The 21,547-nt window shown below is 64.5% G+C and carries 23 protein-coding genes and 2 tRNA genes; 12 read left to right on the forward strand and 13 right to left on the reverse strand.

Annotation, left to right across the window (positions count from 1 at the left end):
• Positions 1-849 precede the first annotated feature (849 nt).
• From ACTHNR_RS16005 to lepB, 3 genes are all read left to right on the forward strand, one after another.
• Positions 850-1,566, forward strand: a complete 717-nt coding sequence (locus ACTHNR_RS16005; protein WP_440548636.1) for a FadR/GntR family transcriptional regulator — start codon at positions 850-852, stop codon at positions 1,564-1,566.
• 244 nt (positions 1,567-1,810) lie between these two features.
• Entirely contained in the window at positions 1,811-2,788 is a 978-nt protein-coding gene (locus tag ACTHNR_RS16010; RefSeq protein WP_440548637.1) for a Gfo/Idh/MocA family protein, read from the forward strand.
• A gap of 137 nt (positions 2,789-2,925) precedes the next feature.
• Positions 2,926-3,621: a signal peptidase I gene (gene lepB, locus ACTHNR_RS16015; RefSeq protein ID WP_440548638.1), complete on the forward strand. Its 696-nt coding sequence runs from the start codon at positions 2,926-2,928 to the stop codon at positions 3,619-3,621.
• A 79-nt stretch (positions 3,622-3,700) separates the two neighbouring features.
• On the opposite strand, the gene ACTHNR_RS16020 is transcribed toward lepB, so the two are convergent.
• From ACTHNR_RS16020 to ACTHNR_RS16060, 9 genes are all read right to left on the reverse strand, one after another.
• Complete coding sequence (locus ACTHNR_RS16020; protein WP_440548639.1) at positions 3,701-4,360, reverse strand: amino acid ABC transporter permease; 660 nt, start codon at positions 4,358-4,360, stop codon at positions 3,701-3,703.
• A gap of 230 nt (positions 4,361-4,590) precedes the next feature.
• On the reverse strand, positions 4,591-5,388 hold the full coding sequence (locus ACTHNR_RS16025) for a cystine ABC transporter substrate-binding protein (RefSeq protein WP_440548640.1): 798 nt from the start codon (positions 5,386-5,388) through the stop codon (positions 4,591-4,593).
• Positions 5,389-5,538: 150 nt separating this feature from the next.
• Positions 5,539-6,576: a quinone-dependent dihydroorotate dehydrogenase gene (locus tag ACTHNR_RS16030; RefSeq protein ID WP_440548641.1), complete on the reverse strand. Its 1,038-nt coding sequence runs from the start codon at positions 6,574-6,576 to the stop codon at positions 5,539-5,541.
• Between the two features lie 136 nt (positions 6,577-6,712).
• The gene (locus ACTHNR_RS16035) at positions 6,713-7,501 is read right to left on the reverse strand and encodes an arginyltransferase (protein WP_440548642.1); all 789 of its coding nucleotides are present in this window, start codon (positions 7,499-7,501) and stop codon (positions 6,713-6,715) included.
• Positions 7,502-7,571: 70 nt separating this feature from the next.
• The gene (aat, locus tag ACTHNR_RS16040) at positions 7,572-8,309 is read right to left on the reverse strand and encodes a leucyl/phenylalanyl-tRNA--protein transferase (protein ID WP_440548643.1); all 738 of its coding nucleotides are present in this window, start codon (positions 8,307-8,309) and stop codon (positions 7,572-7,574) included.
• Between the two features lie 10 nt (positions 8,310-8,319).
• Positions 8,320-8,865, reverse strand: a complete 546-nt coding sequence (locus tag ACTHNR_RS16045) for an NUDIX hydrolase (protein WP_440548644.1) — start codon at positions 8,863-8,865, stop codon at positions 8,320-8,322.
• A gap of 153 nt (positions 8,866-9,018) precedes the next feature.
• Entirely contained in the window at positions 9,019-9,150 is a 132-nt protein-coding gene (locus ACTHNR_RS16050) for an MFS transporter small subunit (RefSeq protein WP_440548645.1), read from the reverse strand.
• 11 nt (positions 9,151-9,161) lie between these two features.
• On the reverse strand, positions 9,162-10,562 hold the full coding sequence (locus tag ACTHNR_RS16055) for an L-lactate MFS transporter (protein WP_440548646.1): 1,401 nt from the start codon (positions 10,560-10,562) through the stop codon (positions 9,162-9,164).
• 358 nt (positions 10,563-10,920) lie between these two features.
• Positions 10,921-10,997 (reverse strand) — tRNA-Met (locus ACTHNR_RS16060).
• Positions 10,998-11,249: 252 nt separating this feature from the next.
• On the opposite strand from ACTHNR_RS16060, the gene ACTHNR_RS16065 reads away from it, so the two are divergent.
• The 3 genes from ACTHNR_RS16065 to ACTHNR_RS16075 all read left to right on the forward strand — a co-directional run bounded on the left by ACTHNR_RS16065 (position 11,250) and on the right by ACTHNR_RS16075 (position 13,319).
• Positions 11,250-11,747, forward strand: coding sequence for a heme-degrading domain-containing protein (locus ACTHNR_RS16065; RefSeq protein ID WP_440548673.1), 498 nt, complete (start codon positions 11,250-11,252; stop codon positions 11,745-11,747).
• 3 nt (positions 11,748-11,750) lie between these two features.
• Complete coding sequence (locus tag ACTHNR_RS16070) at positions 11,751-12,089, forward strand: DMT family transporter (RefSeq protein WP_440548647.1); 339 nt, start codon at positions 11,751-11,753, stop codon at positions 12,087-12,089.
• 75 nt (positions 12,090-12,164) lie between these two features.
• On the forward strand, positions 12,165-13,319 hold the full coding sequence (locus tag ACTHNR_RS16075; RefSeq protein WP_440548648.1) for an enoyl-CoA hydratase/isomerase family protein: 1,155 nt from the start codon (positions 12,165-12,167) through the stop codon (positions 13,317-13,319).
• A 48-nt stretch (positions 13,320-13,367) separates the two neighbouring features.
• Here ACTHNR_RS16075 and ACTHNR_RS16080 read toward each other — a convergent pair whose 3' ends face one another.
• The gene (locus ACTHNR_RS16080; protein WP_440548649.1) at positions 13,368-13,793 is read right to left on the reverse strand and encodes a hypothetical protein; all 426 of its coding nucleotides are present in this window, start codon (positions 13,791-13,793) and stop codon (positions 13,368-13,370) included.
• A 104-nt stretch (positions 13,794-13,897) separates the two neighbouring features.
• Here ACTHNR_RS16080 and ACTHNR_RS16085 point away from each other — a divergent pair, with 104 nt between their 5' ends.
• Positions 13,898-14,095, forward strand: coding sequence for a hypothetical protein (locus tag ACTHNR_RS16085; RefSeq protein WP_440548650.1), 198 nt, complete (start codon positions 13,898-13,900; stop codon positions 14,093-14,095).
• Between the two features lie 51 nt (positions 14,096-14,146).
• Here ACTHNR_RS16085 and ACTHNR_RS16090 read toward each other — a convergent pair whose 3' ends face one another.
• On the reverse strand, positions 14,147-15,391 hold the full coding sequence (locus ACTHNR_RS16090) for an MFS transporter (RefSeq protein ID WP_440548651.1): 1,245 nt from the start codon (positions 15,389-15,391) through the stop codon (positions 14,147-14,149).
• An 11-nt stretch (positions 15,392-15,402) separates the two neighbouring features.
• Entirely contained in the window at positions 15,403-16,380 is a 978-nt protein-coding gene (locus ACTHNR_RS16095) for a PRC-barrel domain containing protein (protein ID WP_440548652.1), read from the reverse strand.
• Between the two features lie 231 nt (positions 16,381-16,611).
• Here ACTHNR_RS16095 and ACTHNR_RS16100 point away from each other — a divergent pair, with 231 nt between their 5' ends.
• From ACTHNR_RS16100 to ACTHNR_RS16120, 5 genes are all read left to right on the forward strand, one after another.
• Positions 16,612-17,646, forward strand: a complete 1,035-nt coding sequence (locus ACTHNR_RS16100; RefSeq protein ID WP_440548653.1) for a bifunctional enoyl-CoA hydratase/phosphate acetyltransferase — start codon at positions 16,612-16,614, stop codon at positions 17,644-17,646.
• A gap of 89 nt (positions 17,647-17,735) precedes the next feature.
• The gene (gene dusA / locus ACTHNR_RS16105; protein ID WP_440548654.1) at positions 17,736-18,734 is read left to right on the forward strand and encodes a tRNA dihydrouridine(20/20a) synthase DusA; all 999 of its coding nucleotides are present in this window, start codon (positions 17,736-17,738) and stop codon (positions 18,732-18,734) included.
• Between the two features lie 82 nt (positions 18,735-18,816).
• Positions 18,817-18,892 (forward strand) — tRNA-His (locus ACTHNR_RS16110).
• Positions 18,893-19,054: 162 nt separating this feature from the next.
• Positions 19,055-20,104, forward strand: a complete 1,050-nt coding sequence (locus tag ACTHNR_RS16115; RefSeq protein WP_440548655.1) for a hypothetical protein — start codon at positions 19,055-19,057, stop codon at positions 20,102-20,104.
• 80 nt (positions 20,105-20,184) lie between these two features.
• Positions 20,185-20,607, forward strand: coding sequence for a hypothetical protein (locus ACTHNR_RS16120; RefSeq protein WP_440548656.1), 423 nt, complete (start codon positions 20,185-20,187; stop codon positions 20,605-20,607).
• A 117-nt stretch (positions 20,608-20,724) separates the two neighbouring features.
• Here the strand turns inward: ACTHNR_RS16120 and ACTHNR_RS16125 are convergent, their stop codons facing one another.
• Entirely contained in the window at positions 20,725-21,525 is an 801-nt protein-coding gene (locus ACTHNR_RS16125; RefSeq protein WP_440548674.1) for an ABC transporter permease, read from the reverse strand.
• Between the last annotated feature and the right edge of the window lie 22 nt (positions 21,526-21,547).

Here is a 21,547-nt window from a genome sequence, read left to right on the forward strand (position 1 = left end):
TTTTTGTTTCAAATCTGCACAATCGGCGGGGCCTTCCTACTTCTTTCGAAGTACTTTCAGATCGCCTCGGTAAGTGCTTGATCGGCTTGATGTTCGGCAGCGCGAGCCCCTCGGCGGCGCGCGCTAGTGCAGGCAGTGCGTCGTCCTTCGTGCGCGCATCGCACGAACGCGAATTGATTCAGATGTGTTGCATGACGCACGTGCGTTGCTGCAACGCCTTCTTTCGTCGGACCTGGCTCACGCCTAATGGGCGAGGGGCCGGGCGCCGACCCGTTTGAAACGACCCGCGCCGAGTCAAAGCGCCGCGCGCCGCCGGCGCGAACACGACGTTGTGCGAGCGTGCACGTCCTTGCAAAAGCGAGCGTGTCGTAAATGACTCATTGTTGAGACATGCTCGCGCGAGGGCTGTCGCTGCGTAATTACCCCAATGGCGGACGAACTCCTCGATCTGAGTGCGATGGCGAACGGTAGTGCCGTTGCGCACGACGTACCGTGCATCCATAGCGATTCGTCGTACGTTGCTTCGGACAACGAAACGATCCGCTCGTGGTCGAAGTGGGACGAGAAATCAGAACGGCAGGAAGGACGAGGCGCGAGAGGTGGATGGGCCGTAGCGGCGCACGAAACACTCGCGGAATTATGTAGGCGTCCGAAACAAATCGAGCGCGTTGACTCGGCGGCTGCCGGTGCGGCATGCACCGTTTTCGTCAGAGGGATAACCCTGTTCAGGCGTTTCCCAATGGCGCGCCGGCGAGTAACGAAGCACCGTATCGTTTACCGGCCCCGGTATGGCGGGAGGTGCGCAATGAAACAGGCAAAGAAGCGTCGGACGGCGCATCGGGGGGAGTTATGGAGCAGGGCAAAGACCGTTCGCTGGTGAGCAAGGTCATGGACGGGCTCGTTAGCGGCATCGTCGAAGAGAAATACGGCGCCATTCTGCCGCCTCAGGACGTGCTGTCCAAGGAGTTCGACGTGAGCCGCACGGTCATGCGCGAGGCGCTGTCGATGCTGCTCGCGCGCGATATGCTCGATGTCCGGCCAAAGGTGGGCACGCGCATTCGCCCGATGCGCGATTGGCGCATGATCGATGAGGATGTCGTCAGTTGGCGTTTTCGCGCCAAGCCCGATCCTCTGTTCATGCGTGACGTCATCGAGTTTCGCATGCTGATCGAGCCGCGCGCGGCGGCGCAGGCGGCCTCGCGCGCCAGCGTGTCCGAGGTGGCGGCTATTCGCGAGGCTTTTGAAGTGTTTAAAACGCTCGCGCCGGGCGATGCCGGCTACCAGGCGGCAGACGAACTGTTGCATACGCGCATCGTGCATGCGAGCGGCAATCAGTTTTTTCAGCAGATGGCGGCCATCATTCGCGGTGCGCTTTCCGCCACGCATCCGATGCTGAGCCAAAAGCCCGGCGCCTGGGAAATCTCGGTGCGCACGCACGAGCGGCTCGTGGAAGCGATCGAGCGTCGCGATCCGAAAGAGGCCGAAGCGGCGGCGCTCGCCGTCATCGACTTTGCCGCCGATGAGATCAGCCGCGAGTTCTCGGTGGAAATGCCCAATCGCAGATAGCAAACGAATCGTGCGTAGTATGCAAGACCGGCGGCATCATCGCGCCGGTCTTTTCTTTTTATGACGCCGCGTATCGATCATTTCATCGAATGACCGTTGTGGCGTACTTGTCTTGCTTTGCATTCATCCGGCGAAAGGAGAACGTATCGCCGCCCGTCGCGTCATATCATGGCGAGTTCCAGTCACTGCCGATGCACCGGTCGCATCGGCGCGGCTTCCCATGCAATGAGAAAAGGATGCGGCGATGAATCAAGTCAAAACGATCAACTGGGGCATCGTGGGCGCGGGGCATATCGCCCAGCGCTTCGCCCAAGGCATTGCGCATGTGCGCGAGGCGCGCATCGCGCGCGTGTGGTCGCGTCGCGCGCAAAGCGTGGACGGCTTCGTTGCGCGCTTCGGCGGCCAACCGTGCGCGCGTTTTGACGACGTGCTCGCGAGCGATATCGACGCCGTCTATATCGCCACGCTCAACGACAGTCATGCCGAGTACGCGTGCGCCGCGCTGTCGGCCGGCAAGCATGTGCTCTGCGAAAAACCCGCGACGCTGAACCTGCGTCAGCTCGAAGGGGTGCTCGACACGGCGCGCGCCTCGCAGCGGCTTTTCATGGAAGCGATGAAGCCGCCGTTCTTTCCGCTCTATCGCAAGCTGCGCGAGCATCTGCGCACGGCGCCGATCGGGCCCGTCGGGCTCGTGCGCGCCGGCTGCTCGGTTGCGAACGTGCCCGCCGATCATCCGTCGTTTTCGTTGGCCGAAGGCGGCGGCGCGCTGCTCGACATCGGCATCTACGAAATGTTTCTCGCGGTCGACTGGCTCGGCGCGCCGCTCGACGTCCAGACCTTCGGGCGGCTCGGGCCGACCGGCGTCGACACGTTCGCGAGCGTGCACAGCCGGCACGAAGGCGGGTACGCGCAGCTTTTTTGCGGGCTCGACACGGACGGAAAGGGCGACGCGCTGCTGGCCGGGCCGCTTGGTCACGTCGCGATCCACGAAAAGTGGTGGAATCCGGTGCGAGCGACGATCAGCTACGTCGACGGCCGCCTGGTCGAACTGCACGAGCCGTTCGAAGGCGGCGGGCTCAACTATGAAACGGAGCATTTCTGCGAATTGATTCGCGAGGGCGCCCTGGAGAGCCCCGTCATGACCCATGCGAAATCGCGGCAAATGATATCGATGACCGATGCGGCGCGCGCTTCGCTCGGCTTGCGGTTCCCGGGGGAATAGCGGCGAGAGTGCTACGATGCGGCGTTGCGATCGCCGTATAGGCCGTCTTAAAGGCGGACGCCGAGTGCGACGGCTATGTTCGCTTCGTTTTCACTGCGTTCGGTTTGCTCAAGCTAGCCCAATGAGGAGCGGCTCGTATGTCCAAGTATCTCGCCAATCTGTGGCGTTCGAACAAGAATCTCGTCGCCTTTCTGTTCCTGATGGTGCTCTTTCGCAGCGCCATTGCCGATTGGAACGTCGTACCGTCCGGTTCGATGCTGCCGACCATCCGCATCGGCGATCGCATCTTCGTCGACAAGATGGCTTACGACCTGCGCGTGCCGCTGACCCATATCGCCATCGCTCATTTCGGCGATCCCCAACGAGGCGACATCGTGACGATCGATTCGGCCGCGGCGCATGAACTGCTCGTCAAGCGCGTGATCGGCGTCCCCGGCGATCAGGTCGCGCTGCGCGAGAACGTCCTCTACGTGAACGGCGTGCGTGCCGACTATCAGCCGCTCGCGACGCCGCCGATGCACGATGCCGTGCCGGGCGACGCGCGGTACCTGACCGAACGATTCGACGGCGTATCGCACGTGGTGCGCCTGTCGGAAACCGCGCCGAGCCCCGTCAGCTCGTTCGGCCCGGTGACGGTGCCCGCGGGCGAGTACCTCATGCTCGGCGATAACCGCGACGACAGCGCCGATTCCCGCTATATCGGCTTCGTTCCGCGCAAGGAGGTGATGGGGCGTGCGCGCAATGTAGCCTATTCGCTCAACCCGGGCCGCTATTATTTGCCGCGCCTGAGCCGGTTCGGCGTCGCGCTGGATCAGCCGCTCGCGGCGAACTAGGCCTAGGCGCGACGAGAATAGCCGGGCGCTCGAATCGTCCGGCTTCGTCGGGCAACCGCCGGAAGCGGGCGCGTGCCGCTCAATGACGCGTGGGCAACGCGAGGCGGCGCTCGTAGCGGTGCTGCGCCCATTCGAGCACCTGGCAGAGCACCCAATACACGGCCGCCGCCGCGAGATAAAGCGGCAACGGCTGATACGTCGAGGCGATGATTTCCTGCGCGCTGCGCAGCAGTTCGGTCACGGTGATCACCGACACGAGCGACGTATCCTTGATGAGACTGATCAGGCTGTTCGACAAGCTGGGCACGGCGATACGCAGCGCTTGCGGCCCGATCACGTAACGCAGCGTTTGACGGCGCGACAGCCCCAGACTGTAAGCCGCGAGCCATTGGCCGCGATGAATGCCGTTGATCGCGCCGCGCATGCTTTCGGACAGATAGGCCGCCACGTTGGCTGAGAGCGCGAGCACGCCGGCCGGCGTAGGATCGAGCGAAATCCCGATGCTTGGCAGTCCGTAATAAATGACGAAGATCTGCACGAGCAGCGGCGTGCCGCGCATCAAGCTCACATACGCGCGCGCGATCCAATTGAGCGGCTTGCTGTGGCTGATGCCCATCAGCGCGAGCATGACGGCGGCGATGAGCCCGAAGATCATCGAGAGGACGGCGAACTTGACCGTCAGGACGGCGCCCTGCGCGAGCACGGGCATCGATTGAACGAGCAGGGTGGTGGTGGACATGTCGTGTTGTAGTGAGTCGGGCGCGCGAATGAGTCTGCCGCGGGGTCTAGGTGCGGGAGCGCCCATGATATACGCGACGAAAACCGCGCGTGAAGTTCGTGGTCAGGGAGAGACACAATCGAGCGGGAAACCCCGCGCTGAACGCGCGCGGCGGCCAGCGCACGGCGCAAAAGACAAAGGGCGGCATCTCGTCGATGCCGCCCTCGCGTTCGTCGGCCCTGCCGCCCCCGTTACTTCGCGACCGGCTTCGTCACGTCGATGCCGAACCACTTATCCGAGATCTTCGCAAACGTGCCGTCGGCTTCGAGTTGCGCCATGGCGTCGTCGATCGCTTTCGCGAACTTGGGGTTGCCCTTCTTGAAGGGAATCGCCGAGGGGTTGCCCGTGCCCACCATCGCGCCGGCCTTGAGCGGCAGCGTCGATTGCTTCAACAGGTAAGCGACCATCAGGCGATCGTTCAAGGCCGCGTCGAGCCGGCCCGTCGCGAGGTCGCGCAGGTACTCGGGCGCGCCCGGGTACGTTTTCACATCGATGCCCGGCACCGATTTGGCCATATCCATGTAGTTCGTGCCGAGGCCAACGCCGAGCTTATGTCCCTTCAAGTCTTCGAGCGATTTGAAGGGGCGGTCGTCGTCCTTGCGCTGAATCAGCTCGGCGCCCGAGTACGTGTAAGCGGGCGAGAAATCGAGCGCTTGCTTGCGCGCGTCGGTCACGCCCACTTGATTGACGATGACGTCGAACTTGCCCGCCTGCAAACCGGCGATGATTCCGCTCCACTCGGTCGTGACGAACTCGGGCTTCAGGCCGAGCTTGGCCGCTACCGCCTTGGCGATGTCCACGTCGAATCCGACGAGCTCACCCGACGGGGACTTGGAGTTGAACGGAGGGAATGTGCCTTCGAGACCGATGCGCAACGTGCCGCGGGCCTTCGCCTGATCGAGCAGATCGTCGGCATGCGCCGTCGCCGCCAAGCAGGTGAAGCCGATCAGGCCAGCCGTGAGAATTTTCTTCAGCGATGCGAACTTCATGTTTTGAATCTCCTTGATCGACCGGAACCCGCACTTCGTACACTGTCATGTGCATCGAATCCGGTCTCATGCAAGGCCCCCCGTGGGCCTCGATGCGTGCGGCAACGATAGCGAAAATGCAATCGAGCTACAAATATCGTTTGTTTATGTCTATATGCGGGCCGTGCGTGCGATTGCTTCGACGCATTCGCCGACGAGCGCCGGCCCGCGGTAGATGAACCCCGTATAGACCTGCACGAGCGAGGCGCCGGCCGCAAGCTTCGCGACCGCATCTTCGCCCGAGAAGATGCCGCCCACACCGATGATGGCGACGGCGTCGCCCACTTCGGCGCGCAGCTTCGCGATCACGGCGTTGGACGCGTCGAAGACGGGCCGGCCCGACAAACCGCCGGTTTCCTGCGCATGCGCCATGCCCGTGACGGCCGCGCGCGAAAGCGTCGTATTCGTCGCGATGACGCCTTCGATGCCGTGGCGAAGCAGGGTGTCGGCGATGGCCTTGATCTGCTCGTCGTCGAGATCGGGTGCGATCTTAAGCGCGAGCGGCACGAGCTTGCCGTGAAGATCGGCCAGGCGCTGCTGCTTGTCCTTCAAGGCGCCGATCAGCGAATCGAGCTCGTTCGCCCCTTGCAGCTGCCGCAGATTCTTCGTGTTCGGCGAGGAGATGTTGATCGTCACATAGCTGGCGAACGGATAGACGCGCTCGAGGCAGTACAGATAATCATCCGCCGCGCGCTCGATCGGCGTATCGGCGTTCTTGCCGATGTTCAAGCCGAGCGGCCCGCGATAGCGCGCGGCTTGCACGTTCTTGACGAACTGATCGACCCCGCCGTTGTTGAAGCCCATCCGATTGATGAGCGCCCCGGCTTCGGGCAGCCGGAAAATGCGCGGACGCGGGTTGCCCGGCTGCGCGCGCGGCGTGACCGTGCCCACTTCGATGAAACCGAAGCCGAGCGCCGACAGACCGTCGATGCAGGCGCCTTCCTTGTCGAGCCCGGCCGCGAGGCCCACCGGGTTGCGGAAAGCGATGCCCATCACGGTGCGCGGCAAATCGGGCACGTGCGGAGCGAGCAGGCGAGCGAGCCCGGTGCGGCCGGCGGCGCCGAGCATGTTGAGCGTGAGGTGGTGGGCGTCTTCCGCATCCATGCGAAAGAGGCGGGCGCGGACGAGCGGGTAAAGGGAGCTGAGCACTTGAGCGGTCGGTGGGCGAAAAATGAAAACCGGCTATTTTAGCGGGTTCGGCCGGCTCGCCCAGCGGCGGCCCGGCCGAGTCGTTCCGATGCGGCCTATCGCCTTGCCGCATTCGGTTCGCTTGCCCGCGCTTTCGTCAGCTTTGCACGCCATCCGGACGAGCGCCCGCTAAGAGGCGAAGCGCAGCCCAACGTCCGTCCACGAGCCCTTCGAGCGGGCGGAAGTTGGCCTTGTAGGCCATCTTCGCGCTTTCGCGTATCCAGTAGCCGAGATAGACGTAGGGCAGTCCCAAGCTGCGGGCTTGTTCGATTTGCCAAAGAATGTTGTAGGTGCCGTAGCTCGCGTGCGGCGCATCGGGCTCGAAGAAGGTGTAGACCGACGAGAGGCCGTCGCCGAGGATGTCGATCATGCTGACCATGCGCAGCGTACCGGCGTCGTGCTTGGCGTCGGGCGGCTCGCGAAATTCGACGAGGCGCGAGTTGATCCGGCTATGCAGAAGGAACTGTTCGTACTGATCGCGGCTGTCCCGGTCCATCCCCCCGCCGGCATGGCGCGCGGCTTGATAGCGCATATAGAGCGTGTAGTGCTCTTCTTCGTAATGCAGCGGCGCAACCGACGCCACCAGCGACCCATGCCGCTTCCAGACGCGCCGCTGCGTGCGGTTGGGCGTGAACGCGGCGACGGGCACGCGCACGGGCACGCAGGCGCGGCAGCCCTCGCAGTACGGCCGGTAGGTGAATACGCCCGAGCGCCGGAAGCCGGCTTTGACGAGCTCGGTATAGACGTCCGAGTTGATGAGATGACTTGGCGTCGCGACCTGCGAGCGCGCGATGCGGCCTTCCAGATAGCTGCAGGGATAGGGCGCGGTCGCGTAAAACTGCAGTGCGGAAAGCGGTGAAAGCGGCAGCTCATTGGGGTGAGTCATCGGTGGCTCTCAATGCATCGTCCGTGGGTCTTGCATCGGCTCGATCTCGACGAGCGGCGCAAGCGCGTCTTTACACCGCATGCGGCAGGACTTCGAGCAACGCCGTCTTATCGAAACGCCACGGAATCGGAGCCGCGGCCACAGCGGTGCGCACGTGCGCGACGAACGTCTTGCGCGCGATCTCGCGCCCGCCAAGGGACGCCAGATGCGGCGTGTTTTGCTGGCAGTCTATCATTTCTATTTCGTGACGGCGTAGATGTCCCACGAGCGCGGCGAGGGCGATTTTCGAGGCATCGCTCACGTGCGCGAACATCGATTCGCCGAAGAACATGCGGCCGAGCGAGACGCCGTAAAGGCCGCCCACGCGCTGGCCGTCGAGCCAGGTTTCGACGCTGTGCGCATCGCCTGCCCGATGCAGCGACGCATAGGCGTCGACGATTTCCGCCGTGATCCAAGTGCCGCGCTGGCCGCGGCGCGGCGCCTGAGCGCAGCTGCGCATGACGGCCGGAAAATCGGCGTCGACGCGAACTTCCCAACGCGGGTCGTGCAGGACGCGCTTCAAGGTCTTGCGAAACGAGGGCGAAACCTTGAACTCGCGCGGCAGCAGCACCATGCGAGGGTCGGGGCTCCACCACAGAACGGGTTGACCGTCCGAATACCAGGGGAAAATGCCTTGGCGGTAGGCATCGACGACGCGCCAGGGCAGCAAATCGGAACTCGCGGCGAGCAGCCCCGGTGCGCCGCTCGCGTGCCCGAGCGCGCGTTCGACAGGCGGAAAGGGATCGTCCGGGCCGAGCCAGGGGACCATGGCGGGCCGATCAGCCTTCGCGCAGCGAGCGGAAAATGTCGCCCGTATGCAGGCCGTAGGTGCCGGCCGACCGATCGGCGAAGAAAAAGCGCAGCGTTTGACCGACGGTGGGGAACGCGATGTCCTCCCATGGAATGTCGCGTTCGTCGAACAGGCGTACCTCCAGGCTTTCTTCGCCGGCGGCGATTTCAATATCGAGCAGCCGCGCCAGGTAGAACAAATGCACTTGATGCACGTGCGGCACGTTCAGAAGGGAGAACAAATGCTGCACTTCGACGCGGGCGCCCGCTTCCTCGAGCGTTTCGCGCGCGGCGGCTTCCGCCGTCGTCTCGCCCATTTCCATGAAGCCCGCCGGCAGCGTCCAGTACCCGTAGCGCGGCTCGATGGCGCGCCGGCAGAGCAGCACCTTGTCTTCCCAGACCGGAACGGTGCCGACGACGTTGCGCGGGTTCTGATAATGGACGGTGCCGCAACTTTCGCAGACGAATCGCTCCCGGTTGTCGCCGGGCGGGATGCGTAAGCAGACTGCTTGACCGCAGACGGAGCAAAATTTCATAGGAAGCGCGCGGAACGGAGTGATGCGAGTTTATCACCGGGCGCGCCGCATGCCGCGTACGGCCGCGTATTCGGACGACGTGACATGCGAAACAAAAAAGCCGGGCCGTTTGATCCGGCCCGGCTCGATGCGCATGCGGCGCAACGCTCGGCGTTAGCCGAACAATTTCATCGCTTGAGTGAGCGTATTGACGACGCCCCAAGTCAGCGGGATCAGCACGTAAGCCCAAAATACGACGAGGCTGCCGGTGCTCGTTTGCCGCGGCGTTTGCTTGGCGTGTTCCATGTGAGATCTCCTTATCGTTCGGCCGCGAGTTGCGCGTCGCTCATGTGATGCTTCGCGTCGACGCGCTTGACGAGCAAGTTGCATACGAATCCGACGACCAGCAGCGCGGCCATGATATGCACCGTCATCGTATAGGCGTCTGCCTTGGCGACGCCGTGCGCGACCTCGTAGGCGCGAATGTAGTTGACGAGCACCGGACCTGCCACGCCGGCCGCGGCCCATGCCGTGAGCAGCCGCCCGTGAATACCGCCGACGAACGCCGTGCCGAACAAGTCGGCCAGGTAGGCGGGAACGGTGGAGAAGCCGCCGCCGTACATCGACAGGATCACGCAATACGACAGCACGAACAGGGCGATGTTGCCGGAGGTCGCAAAGCTCGGGACGAAGTAATAGAGCACGGCGCCGAGCACGAAGAACACGAAGTAGGTGTTCTTGCGGCCGAGCTTGTCCGAGGACGATGCCCAAACGAACCGCCCGCCCATGTTGAACAGCGAGAGCAGGCCGACGAAGCCTGCCGCGGCCGTCGGCGTCACGGTGTTCTTGAAGCTCTCCTGAATCATGACCGACGCCTGGCCGAGAATGCCGATGCCGGCCGTGACGTTCAGAAAGAGCACGAGCCAGACGAGGTAGAACTGCGGCGTCGTGAGCGCACGGTCGATGTGCACGTGGTTGCGCGTGATCATCCGATGCGTCGTGTCCGGCGGCACCCAGCCGGCCGGCTTCCAATCGGCGGGCGGGACTCGAATGGCCAGCGCGCCGATCGTCATCGAGATGAAGTAGGCGATGCCGAGCACGACGAACGTTTCCGCCACGCCCACACTCGTTGCGCTCTTGAAATGGTTCATCAACGCGACCGACAGCGGCGCGGCGATCATCGCGCCGCCGCCAAAGCCCATGATCGCCATGCCCGTCGCCATGCCGCGGCGATCGGGGAACCAGCGGATCAGCGTGGAGACGGGGGAGACATAGCCGAGACCAAGCCCGATCCCGCCGATCACGCCGTAGCCGAGGTACAGCAGCGCGATCTGATGCAGCCAGACGCCGACGGCGGAAACGAGAAAGCCGCCGCCGAAGCAGCATGCGGCCGTCAACATGGTGCGGCGCGGCCCCACGTGTTCGAGCCATTTACCCGCGAACGCGGCCGAGAGGCCGAGAAAAACGATCGCCAGCGAAAAAATCCAGCCGAGCGTGGTAAGCGACCAGTCGTCGGGGGCCGATTGCGTGATGCCGATGACTTTCGTCAGCGGCCCATTGAACACCGAAAACGCGTAAGCCTGGCCGATACAAAGGTGAACCGCGAGTGCGGCGGGAGGAACCATCCAGCGCGAAAAACCGGGCGCGGCGACGGTCGCTTGCTTCGAGAAAAACGGCGGCGAGCCGGCGAGGCCGGTCGAATCGGTCGTGCTGCTCACTGAGGTCTCCAAGACGTGTCGTGTCGCTGGGTGGCCGGCAAGGCGTTCTGGTTCTGCTCGAAAGTGCGCATGCTCGGCCGTTTATCTGTACTACTTATTGTGTTGCGCGCTCAACGATATGAGCGGCGGCAGGGGGGGCGCAATAGGAAACCGGAATGCATAAAGGGTTTGGCCCGATCCGGCCTGGCTACGGCCCCGATTCGGCATGTCCCGTGCGCATTCTTCTGGCCGCCTCGTCAAAACGAAAAGCTCAACAAAAAAGCCCGATCGGGGATCGGGCTTCAATGTTTTTGCGCCGTTCATCGGCTAACAGCTGGGAACGGGCGCTTCAGTACTTCATCATTCGACAATCAGGCTTTGGTTGCGGGGGTAGGATTTGAACCTACGACCTTCGGGTTATGAGCCCGACGAGCTGCCAGACTGCTCCACCCCGCGTCCGTCGAAAGATGAGATTATAGGGGTAACCATGATGTCGTGCAACATAAATCGACGAAACGCACAAATGCGCGGCGCGTTTGCAAAGGCGAGGCTGTGCACGGGTACGCTAGAATCGGCTGACGAGCCCGCCGGCAATGGCTTCGGCGCGGCTCGAGTTCGGGATTGTCCGTCCGTGCGCCGTCCGATTCATTCGGGCTTGCTCGCTGGTTTCCCGGCGAGCGCTGGCCCTTCTCCGTTTCCTTTCCGCTCATGAACCTCGATCACGATCTGCAAGCCATCGCCAAACAGGAGCACACGCTGGTTTTTCCTCGGTTCGATGCGGCTCGCGCTTGGAAGCTCGGGACGTTTTTGCGTGAGCTGGCGCTCGCGCGCAGCCATTCGATCGCCATCGACATCCGCACCTTCGGACTGCCGCTGTTTTTCTGCGCGCTCGACGGCACCGCGCCCGACAACGCCGCGTGGGTACGCCGCAAAAGCAACGTCGTCGCGCATTTCCGGCGCAGTTCCTACGCAGTTGCGTTGCGCCTTCAGCAATCGGGCGCCAACCTCGTGGACAAGTATGGGTTGGCTCCGGCCGAATATGCGGCCGCCGGCGGCTCTTTTCCACTCGTGCTCGCGGGCGTGGGCGCGATCGGCTCGATCACCGTGTCGGGGCTGTCGCAGCGCGCCGATCATGAACTGATCGTCGAAGCGCTGTGCGCCGAACTCGAACATGATTTCGCCGATCTCGCACTCGATAAGGTCTGACCGATGCGCGGCACGGGATATATTTGGCTGGCCGTGGCGATCGTCGCCGAGGTGATCGGCACGTCGGCGCTGCGCGCGTCGGACGGCTTCACGCGGCTTGCGCCGTCGCTCGTCGTCGTGGCGGGGTACGGCCTTGCCTTCTATTGCTTGTCGATGACGCTCAAGACCATGCCCGTCGGCATCGTTTATGCCATATGGTCGGGCGTCGGGATCGTGCTGATCACGCTCGTCGCGATGGTGCTGTATCGGCAGGTGCCCGACCTCGCGGCCGTGGCGGGCTTGTCGTTGATCGTCGCGGGCGTCGTGGTGCTCAATCTATTTTCGGGTATGCAGGCGCATTGAACGCCGCATGGGCTCGTCATCCGGCTCGCGCGCATGCTACCTTGTGCGTTTCCCGACTTTCTTTCGCCGTCGCCCATGTCCACGCCCGAACCGACGCTCATCGCAAGCGACGAGGTGCGCGCCCGTATCGATAATCGCATCGGCTACATCGAGCTGAATCGGCCGCAGGCGCTCAACGCGCTATCGCTGCCGATGATACGGGCGATGCATGCCGCGCTCGATGCTTGGCGCGACGATCCGCAGGTGCTCGCCGTGTTCGTGCGCAGCCTGCATCCGCGCGCGTTCTGCGCGGGCGGGGACGTACGGTTCTTTTACGAGGCCGGGCGCGTGGGCGATGTCGCCGCGCGCGACGCATTTTTCACCCACGAATACGCGCTCGATCACGCGATTTTCACGTACGGCAAGCCGTACTTCGCGCTCATGGACGGCATCGTGATGGGCGGCGGCATGGGCATTTCGCAAGGCGCGCACCGCACCGGCGGGCTGCGCATCGTGACTGAAGCCACGAAGATGGCGATGCCTGAAACGCGCATCGGACTGTTCCCCGATGTGGGCGCCGGCTGGTTCCTCGCCCGCACGCCGGGCGCGCTCGGGCGCTATTTGGCCGTGACCGGCGCGACGATCGACGCGGCCGACGCCCTCTATGCCGGGCTGGCCGACGCTTATCTAGAAACTTCGCGGATCGGTTCGCTGATCGAAGCGCTCGCGACGGCTCCGCTTGCCGAGTCCGCGGACGTGCTGGCATGCGTGGAGCGCTTCGTCAGCCGAACGGCGCCGAGCGGCGCGCGGGAGGTTGCACCCGGCCTAGCCGTGGCTCGTTCGCTTGCTTCGATGCGGCCTTGGATCGACCGTCACTTCGCGCAGTCCGACGTGGCCGGCATCGTCGCGTCGCTCGATGCCGAGAAGGAACCGGATGCGCGCGATTGGGCGCGCGAAACGATTCGCGCGATGCGAGAGTGTTCGCCGCTTTCGATGGCGGTTTCGCTCGAAGTCGTCACGCGCGCGGAAGGGCCGATGTCCGATTGCCTGCGGCGCGATCTCGATCTGACGCGCTCGATGTTCGATCATGGCGACGTCATCGAAGGCGTGCGCGCGCGCATCGTCGACAAGGACGACAGCCCTGTTTGGCGCATTGCACGCATCGAGGACGTCACGCGTGCGGAAGTCGAGCACATGTTCGTGAGTTCGTGGACGCCCGACACGCATCCGCTGCGCGAGTTGAACGGATGAGGTGGCGCGAAGCGGCTGCCGTCGCCTGCCGTCCGCCGTTCGCATGGATCAGTCTTCGTCGTCGGGGCTCATGAACGCGCGCATGAATACGAGCGCGCCCCAGCCCCAGACGGCGTTCGCCGCGAAGCCCACGGCTAGGCGCGGCAGCATGTTGCCGGTCGGCCAAATGCCGCGCGCCGGGTCGACGACGAAGATACGCCCGGCGGTTAGAACGATCCCGCCGAACACGAGCGCCTGCACCCACGGCGCCGCCCGCTCGGGCGAGACACGCAGCAGCCACGCCATCAACACGGCCCACGCCGCGCACCAGATGGCATTCGCGATGAATTCGGGAATCTCGAGCGGCACGAAGGGCTCGGTCGAAAAGCCTGTCGCGCCGATCAAGCCCGCCGCATGAAGCAATGCGAGCGTGGCTTCGCGAAAGAACAACGCGGCGAGAAATCCTGAGACGAAAGGCAGAATGATTTTTTGCATGGAGCGACATTATAGGTGGCCTAGCCGCGCGCGGCGCACGCCCCGGTGAAGCGCTGGGAAAGTGCTACATTGAATGAGCGAAAGCACACGAGAAGGAGTGGGCCATGTCCAAATCCTTGAGTCCCGAAGCCATCGAAGCGCTGCGTCGTTTGAATGACGTCGGTGTCGGCCAGGCGCCGCCGCTCGTTTCGACGCCCATCGCCGCGGAGCTGCTGGGCGCCGGCCTCGCCGACGAAAACGGCAACGGCGTCATTGAGATCACCTGCGATGGCCGCAAGTATTTATCGGGCGATTGCGACTAGCGCACTCGAGCATCGAGCGCCGCTAGTCGCGGCCGTTGCAAGCGCGGCGCGTTATGTGGTGGACGGCTCGTGCGCGCGCTGCGCCGAGTCGGCTTCCCCGGCGTCGCGTGTTTCGGGCAGCGCTGCCCACACGAGCAGGACGGCCAGGGCGCCGGCCGCGGCCAGCCCGATGAAGCTGACCGTATTGCCGAAATGGTCGGCGACGAACCCCGCGGCGAGCGTACTCAGCGTCGCGCCGATGCCTGCCGTGAGCCCGAACAGGCCGATGCATAGGTTGTAGTGCCCTTTGCCGCCCGCGACGTCGGCTGCGATCAGCGGCAGCATCACGCCGAAGACGGCGGCGCTGATACCGTCGAACAACTGCACCGGTACGAGCAGATACGGGCTGGAAACGCCCGCGAACAGCAGCGCTCGCACAGGCAGGGCGGCGAATCCGAACAGCAGCAGCGGGCGCCGGCCCCAGCGCTCGGCCGACCGCCCCACCCACGGCGAAAGCGCGGCCACGACCATTTGCGGGACGATGATGCACGCCGCGATGACGAGTTGCACGTTGTCGCTCATGTGCGCCGTCACTTCGCCGGCGGCGAGGTTCAGCATTGCCGCATTCGACAGGTGAAAGAGCGCGATGCACGCGGCGAACACGAGCACGCGCCGGTCGCGCAGCAGCGAGCTGATGCTTTCCCTGTGCTCCGGCGCGCCCGGCGCGGCCGGGCTGGGCGCGGGATTCACGCCGAGGCTTGCGCGGCCCGTATGCTCGATCATCGACAACGCGATCACGGCCGGGACCGTCAAGGCGGCCGTGAGCCAGAACACCGCGCGCGCCGACGAATATTCGCCGAACGCGCCCATCGCCGCGGCGGCGAACGCGCTGCCGATCGACGCGAAACGCGCGTTGCGGCCGAGCCGGTCTCCGAGCGCCTTGTGACCGACGAGCGCAAACGAGATCGCCGCAATCGCGGGAGTGAGCATGCAGCTCGCGAACCCGTGAAACACCTCGGCGGCGAGTACCGGCAACAGCGTCGGGCTGGCTGCCAGCAACAGTGCGCAAACCGCGATCGCGATGATCGCGGCCGCCGCCGCTCCCTTTTTGTTGCGCAGCGCGTCGATCAGCGCGCCCGCGGGCACCTGGCTCAGCATGGCGGTGGCCGTGCCGACGCTCAAAGCGACGCCGATTTCGCCCTGGGTCCATTTGTTGGCCGTCAGGTACGACGCGATGAATGGCCCGAACCCCGTCTGCACATTGGCGAGGAAGAAGTTCAGCCAGTCGAGCGCGCGAAGACTTCGTGAAATTGCCATCTGCGCGTTCGTTATCGTGTGGCGCTGGCGGCCGAAGCCGCCGCGTTGGTCGGAGCCGGCGAAACGGCCCGGACCGGTTGACTCGGAAGATACGGCGGCGCGGCGTTGACCTGCGCATCGGACAGATCGGTCTGAAGCGAAAGCGCACCGTCCTTCGGCACGAAGCGCAGCGCCGACCAGTCCGCCGCGATGCTGCGACGCTCGTGAATCAGGCTGCCGACGTCCACGACCGCCGCTTGCGGCTCGCCGCGGTTATCGACCAGCACATCGACGACGCGGCCGACGCGTGTGCCATTGCGGCGCTCGGCCGTGGTGTCGATCATGCCGAGCAGGTGCGCATCCTCCGCGCCTGCTCGTCCAGGTTTGCCTGCGGCTTTGTCCTTTTGCTTGGCGGAAGCCGACGCGGGCGCTTCGCCCGGCGGAATGGCGAGGGTAATCGGGGCCTTTTTTTGCGCCGCGTCGAATTTGAAGTCGACCCAGGGGAAACGCATCTTGCGATCGCCAATGCCCATGAAGCCGGCCAAATTGACCAGCATCTCGCGCGGCTTGCCTGCCGCATCGACGAACATGTCGATGGCGCGGCCGATGACCTTGCCGTCCGGACGCTGCACGCGGGCATCGAGCAGCCCGTGTGTGTCGGCGGCCGCAAGGGCGCGCAGCGAGATCAACGGCGGTGGCGCGGGGGGCGGCGTTTGCGTGGGGGGCGGAGCGACGCGAGGCTTGGGCGCGGGCCGATAGACGGGCTTGGGCGCGGTATGCTTGGGCTCGCTCGCCTCGCGCGGGGGATTGGCGGCAACGGGCGCCGACGCCAGCGTGTCGGAGGCGGGCGCGGGCGGCGGCTCCTCCACCGGGGCGGGCTCGGGGGCCGGCTGCTCCGGTTCGGGCGCGGGCGGCGGGGCAAACCATGTGCTGCACCCGGCCAGCATCGACAGCAGCAGGACGAGAAGAATGCGCCCGATGAGGCACTGACGGGACGATCCGCCGCTCATTGATCAAAGCTCCTTATTCCCTGGTTTTCTTCGGCAGGCCCGGCGGTGCAATCGGCGCCGCCGGTTTTGGCGCGGCCTCCATTCTAGCCGGTCGCTCCCTGGCGAAGCGGGCGTTGACCTCGATCAACGCGGCGGGGCGCTCGGGAGGCGATAGTGTCCAGCGTGCGGCCAGGAGTGAGGACGTCGTGCGCATGGCCCCGCGTGGGCGCAATCGCGATCGAACGAGACCGGATGATTACCATGGAACAGCAGGAGCAGCAGGAGCATGCCGAGTCGCGCAGGACGGCAGTCGCCGATGTGCCGTCGCGGCGCCGGCTCGCCGCGCAACCCGCGAGCGCCGGCGCCTTCTATCGGCACCTGATCGGCATGGCGCGCGGTCTCGATGCCGTGCGCACGGCTGTGGTCTACCCGGTGGACGCACCGTCGCTCGCAGGCGCGCTCGAGGCCGCGCACGCGGGCTTGATCGAGCCCGTGCTGATCGGCCCGCCAGCGCAAATTTACGCGGCGGCGCGCAGTGCCGCCCTCGACGTTTCCCCTTACGGGATCGTTGCGGCCGACCATGCCGCGCAAGCGTCCTCGCAAGCGGTGGCGCTCGCGCGGGCCGGCCAGGTCGAGGCGATCATGAAAGGCGCCTTGCATACCGACGAGTTGATGCATGCCGTCGTCGACAGCGGGGGTGGGCTGCGCACCGATCGGCGCATCAGCCACGTGTTCGTGATCGACGCGCCGGCCTATCCGCGTCCGCTGTTGATCACCGATGCTGCCATCAATGTGCGCCCGACGCTCGCTGAAAAGCGAGATATCGTCCAAAACGCGATCGATCTCGCGCTCGTGTTGGGCATCGCCGAGCCATGCGTCGCGATTCTGTCCGCCGTCGAAACGGTGACCGACAAGTTGCCGGCGACGATCGACGCCGCGGCGTTGTGCAAGATGGCCGATCGAGGACAGATTCGAGGCGGCGTTCTCGACGGACCGCTCGCCTTCGACAATGCCGTGTCGGCGCAATCGGCGGAAACGAAAGGCATCGCATCGCCGGTGGCGGGCCGAGCGGACATCTTGGTGGTGCCGGACCTCGAAGCCGGCAATATGCTCGCGAAGGAACTCGAATATCTGGGGCAGGCGCGCATTGCGGGGATCGTGGTGGGCGCGCGCGTGCCGATCGTCCTGACGAGCCGCGCGGACGGCACGCTCGCACGGCTGACCTCGTGCGTTGTCGCGCTGCTGATGGCGCGGCGTGCGCAGCGCCCCGGCGGGGCGGACGCGTAACGCGTGTCGGCGCCCGGGCGATAATCGGCCGATGCGGTAAAATTGCGGATTCGCCGTTTGCACCTTTTGCGCCGTTTGCCTCATCCGCCATGCCGCTACCTTCCTCAGCCAGTCCGCGCCGCGTATCCGTTGCGCCTATGATGGACTGGACCGACCGTCACTGCCGTTATTTCCATCGGCTCATCTCGCGCCACACGTGGCTCTACACCGAGATGGTGACGACGGGGGCGTTGTTGCACGGCGACGTCGCCCGCCATCTGGCGTTCACGTCCGAAGAGGCGCCTGTCGCGCTGCAACTCGGCGGCAGCGAGCCGGACGACCTTGCGCGCGCGGCCAAGCTCGGCGAGCAATGGGGCTACGACGAGATCAACCTCAATTGCGGCTGCCCGTCCGAGCGTGTGCAGCGCGGCGCGTTCGGCGCGTGTCTGATGAACGAGCCGGCGCTCGTCGCCGATTGCGTGCGCGCGATGCGCGATGTCGTTTCGGTGCCGGTCACGGTCAAGCACCGGATCGGCGTGGACGCCGTCGAGGATTACTCTTTCGTGCGCGACTTCGTCGGGACGATCGCGCAGGCCGGCTGCGACGTGTTCATCGTCCATGCACGCAATGCGATATTGAAGGGCTTGTCGCCGAAGGAAAATCGCGAGATTCCGCCGCTGAAGTACGAGTATGCCTATCGGCTCAAGCGCGATTTCCCCTCGCTCGAAATCATCGTCAACGGCGGCATCAAGACGCTCGACGAAGTGGAGCAGCATCTGCGGCATGTCGATGGCGTGATGCTGGGCCGCGAGGCTTATCACAACCCGTTCGTGCTGGCCGAGGTCGACGCGCGCTTTTACGGCGGCGAAGCGGCAAAGACGCGCGAGGAGATCGAGGCGGCGCTGATCGAGTACTGCGCGGCGGAGTTGGCGCGCGGTACATTTCTCGGCGCGATGACGCGCCATGCGCTGGGGCTCTACCGCGGCGTGGCCGGCGCGCGCGGCTGGCGGCGCGTCCTGTCGGACAACAAGCGGCTCGCCAAGGGCGACCTGTCGATTTTCGAGGAAGCGCGCGCCCATTTGCGCGAGCCGTCGGAAATTATCGACTGAGGGGCTAGGCAAGCGGCAATTCTATTCGTATAATCTCGCTTCTTCGTTGGCGACGCCGGCGCAAGAACATGCAAGACCAGTGGTGGCTGTAGCTCAGTTGGTAGAGTCCAGGATTGTGATTCCTGTCGTCGTGGGTTCGAGTCCCATCAGCCACCCCAAATGAAATTTCGCAAAAAGCCCAGTTCTTCGGACTGGGCTTTTTGTTTTTCGGCTGTGTGCTTGGCGGAGCACCGGCGCTTCAATAAAGTAGGCGAGTTCTGTCTCCCGCTGACTGGCCTGCCGGTTCCAGTGCCTCAGACAGACTGTCATGGAGTCGGGCGATGCACGAACCTCCAACAACCAAACGCCATCGAGGCCCGGTACGCGACAAACTGGCCCCTCGCGCGCGCAGCCAAGGGGGCAGCGGCGGTTCCTCTCTCAGCGCCGCCTTGGAACCCATGTTGCGGCCGTTCAAAGTGGTATTTGGCGCAAGAGGGAGCTTCTCGCCGGCGAGCGTGCATCCTCCCGATATCGAACTGAGGCAAGACGGCGACTTCGAGGCGAGAGGCGTGCATCCGCGCGATGCACGCACCCTCCAAGGCGTTGCCGACCACACCGGCTGGGACATCTACTTGCGCGGCGCGCATCCGTCACGCCTCGTCCATCTTGCGCAAGGGCTTTCTGCTTACGGGCCGGCACGGCCCAAACCACCCGGCATCTATCAAAAAACAACGAAAGACGGCGCGTTCGCGGGGTTGGTCGTCTACGGCCCGGACGAAGACGACAAGTTCGAAGCAGATAAAAGGCGGGTTCAAGACGTGTTCGGATTGCGCCTGCACCTGGATGACAATCGTATCCTCCGCGACGAATGGGGAAACGCGTTCTACAGCGATCTCGACCTCCATGTCGTCTTCAAAAAAGAAGGCGAGGACGAGTTCTCGGTCGTTCCGATGGAGGTATGGCTCCCCGTCTTGTCCGGTGCGGTCGAACCGAGCGGGCTGTACGGACCGCACCAGCTTGCGCCGGGTACGCCCATCGAGCGCAATGCGTTCGGCGTTTTGCCATATTCGCCGTTCCAGCACGGTGGGCATGCCGAATGGACCGAACGCAATAACGAAAAGTCCGGCGCCAACAGGGGCCCCATACCCGGCGAGGTTCGTTTTTCGCTCGGTAAGACAGCGGTCTATTTCGATACAACCCCGCGCACGCGAGAGGACTTCAAAGAACGGAACCAGGACCACGTCTATACCGGCGCGTCGTGGGACGCCGGCCGTAATCGGAAGGCGACCGAAAGATACACGCGGCGACATTCATCCCCGGATCCGCTGCGCTTTCACGTGCCGACGACCGAGTCTTCCACCGCGGTGAAAGGGCCGACACACCGCAAATGATACGATTCGGCAATTGGGCGGCGCGCCGATCGCGCGTCGGCGACGAACAACCCGAGTATCGAGCGAGCCACGAAACCACCATGGGCACACACAAGACCCACCCTAAACTCGAACAGGCGCTGACGCGCGGCGATCTTGCGATCCGCCAAGCGAATTCCGTGCGCGCCACCGCGGTGCTGCAAGCGCTAGGCAAGATGGTCGTCGACGCATGCGCGACCATCGGCGTCGAAGTGTTCACGTCGATTCCCGACGGCGACCGCATCTATGACCCCGATAGCGGCGTGTGGCCTCAAACGCTCTTGATCTCGCTCGACGGCCCTGTCGAGGAAGCCGATCCGGACGAGATCCGCACCGTATGGCTGCTGGCGGATACGCCGTCCGTCGTGTTTCGCGTCGAATGGCATCGGGCCGACGGAAAGATCGGCCGGCACGAGGCGCGGCCGTTCGCCACCGTCGCGTTTTTGAGCGACGTCGACATTCCTTGGAGCGACGACGAAGACTGAGATGAGAGGCGACGCTCAACTGCGTCGCCCCTCCTCGCACGGGTTCGGGGCAGAGGTCTCGCCCGCGCGAGAATCGAAGTATCGGCGGGTTGGCCAATACGCCCGCCCGTCAGCGTCTCAACGCATCAATCGGCGCCTGAATAAAACGGCGCAAACGAAGAACGGCACGATCGCGTAGGCAGCCAGCACCGCCAGGTGCACCGTGACGCCGCCGAGTTCACGCCCCAGCATGGCGGAGCGGATCAATTCCACGGCATGCGCGAGCGGCAACACCATCGCGGCCTGGCGTACCGGTTCGGGCAACTGCGCAAGCGGAAAAAACACGCCCGACAGCAACAGCATCGGCGTGAGCACGAGCGTCTGGTAAAACATGAAGAAGTCGTAAGACGGCGCGAGCGCCGTCACGATCATCGCCAAACTCGCGAACGCGAGCCCCGCCAGCGCCACGACCGGCAGCGCCAGCAACATCGACGGAAACCTCGCGTAGCCTAACAAGCCGGCAACGAGCATGATTGCCGCGCCGGACAACACGGCCTTGCTGCCCGCCCACACGATTTCGCCCACGACCACGTCGCCGAGCGTGAGCGGCGTATGCATGATCGCTTCCCACGTGCGTTGCACATGCATGCGAGAAAAGCTCGAATACATCGATTCGAAGGTGGCTGACATCATCACGCTCGAGCCGACGGTGCCGGCCGCCAAATACGCGATGTAAGAGACGCCGTCGACATGGCCCACCATCAGGCCAAGACCGAACCCAAGGCCGAACAAGTAGATCATCGGATCGGCCAAGTTGCCGAGCATCGAGGCGGCCGCCAGCTTGCGCCAAACCAGATAGTTGCGCTGCCATACCGAAATCCAATTCGTGGCGTTTGCAGGCAGCGCCAGCCGCCAGCGGTCGGCACGCCGGGCGTGCATGTTGCGCCGCGAGCGTGCATTC

Origin of the sequence: Trinickia sp., assembly GCF_051954495.1 — a bacterium.
Lineage (GTDB): Bacteria > Pseudomonadota > Gammaproteobacteria > Burkholderiales > Burkholderiaceae > Trinickia.

Excerpts from the sequence above, each read along its gene's own strand:
- ACTHNR_RS16085 (WP_440548650.1), top strand. The coding sequence starts at position 13,898 with ATGTCCAAATCCTTGAGTCCCGAAGCCATCGAAGCGCTGCGTCGTTTG.
- ACTHNR_RS16095 (WP_440548652.1), bottom strand. The coding sequence starts at position 16,380 with ATGAGCGGCGGATCGTCCCGTCAGTGCCTCATCGGGCGCATTCTTCTC.
- ACTHNR_RS16125 (WP_440548674.1), bottom strand. The coding sequence starts at position 21,525 with ATGCACGCCCGGCGTGCCGACCGCTGGCGGCTGGCGCTGCCTGCAAAC.
- ACTHNR_RS16045 (WP_440548644.1), bottom strand. The coding sequence starts at position 8,865 with ATGAAATTTTGCTCCGTCTGCGGTCAAGCAGTCTGCTTACGCATCCCG.
- ACTHNR_RS16075 (WP_440548648.1), top strand. The coding sequence starts at position 12,165 with ATGTCCACGCCCGAACCGACGCTCATCGCAAGCGACGAGGTGCGCGCC.
- ACTHNR_RS16005 (WP_440548636.1), top strand. The coding sequence starts at position 850 with ATGGAGCAGGGCAAAGACCGTTCGCTGGTGAGCAAGGTCATGGACGGG.
- ACTHNR_RS16080 (WP_440548649.1), bottom strand. The coding sequence starts at position 13,793 with ATGCAAAAAATCATTCTGCCTTTCGTCTCAGGATTTCTCGCCGCGTTG.
- ACTHNR_RS16100 (WP_440548653.1), top strand. The coding sequence starts at position 16,612 with ATGATTACCATGGAACAGCAGGAGCAGCAGGAGCATGCCGAGTCGCGC.
- dusA (WP_440548654.1), top strand. The coding sequence starts at position 17,736 with ATGCCGCTACCTTCCTCAGCCAGTCCGCGCCGCGTATCCGTTGCGCCT.
- ACTHNR_RS16035 (WP_440548642.1), bottom strand. The coding sequence starts at position 7,501 with ATGACTCACCCCAATGAGCTGCCGCTTTCACCGCTTTCCGCACTGCAG.
- ACTHNR_RS16020 (WP_440548639.1), bottom strand. The coding sequence starts at position 4,360 with ATGTCCACCACCACCCTGCTCGTTCAATCGATGCCCGTGCTCGCGCAG.
- aat (WP_440548643.1), bottom strand. The coding sequence starts at position 8,309 with ATGGTCCCCTGGCTCGGCCCGGACGATCCCTTTCCGCCTGTCGAACGC.
- ACTHNR_RS16010 (WP_440548637.1), top strand. The coding sequence starts at position 1,811 with ATGAATCAAGTCAAAACGATCAACTGGGGCATCGTGGGCGCGGGGCAT.
- ACTHNR_RS16065 (WP_440548673.1), top strand. The coding sequence starts at position 11,250 with ATGAACCTCGATCACGATCTGCAAGCCATCGCCAAACAGGAGCACACG.
- ACTHNR_RS16090 (WP_440548651.1), bottom strand. The coding sequence starts at position 15,391 with ATGGCAATTTCACGAAGTCTTCGCGCGCTCGACTGGCTGAACTTCTTC.
- ACTHNR_RS16115 (WP_440548655.1), top strand. The coding sequence starts at position 19,055 with ATGCACGAACCTCCAACAACCAAACGCCATCGAGGCCCGGTACGCGAC.
- ACTHNR_RS16050 (WP_440548645.1), bottom strand. The coding sequence starts at position 9,150 with ATGGAACACGCCAAGCAAACGCCGCGGCAAACGAGCACCGGCAGCCTC.
- ACTHNR_RS16120 (WP_440548656.1), top strand. The coding sequence starts at position 20,185 with ATGGGCACACACAAGACCCACCCTAAACTCGAACAGGCGCTGACGCGC.
- lepB (WP_440548638.1), top strand. The coding sequence starts at position 2,926 with ATGTCCAAGTATCTCGCCAATCTGTGGCGTTCGAACAAGAATCTCGTC.
- ACTHNR_RS16070 (WP_440548647.1), top strand. The coding sequence starts at position 11,751 with ATGCGCGGCACGGGATATATTTGGCTGGCCGTGGCGATCGTCGCCGAG.
- ACTHNR_RS16025 (WP_440548640.1), bottom strand. The coding sequence starts at position 5,388 with ATGAAGTTCGCATCGCTGAAGAAAATTCTCACGGCTGGCCTGATCGGC.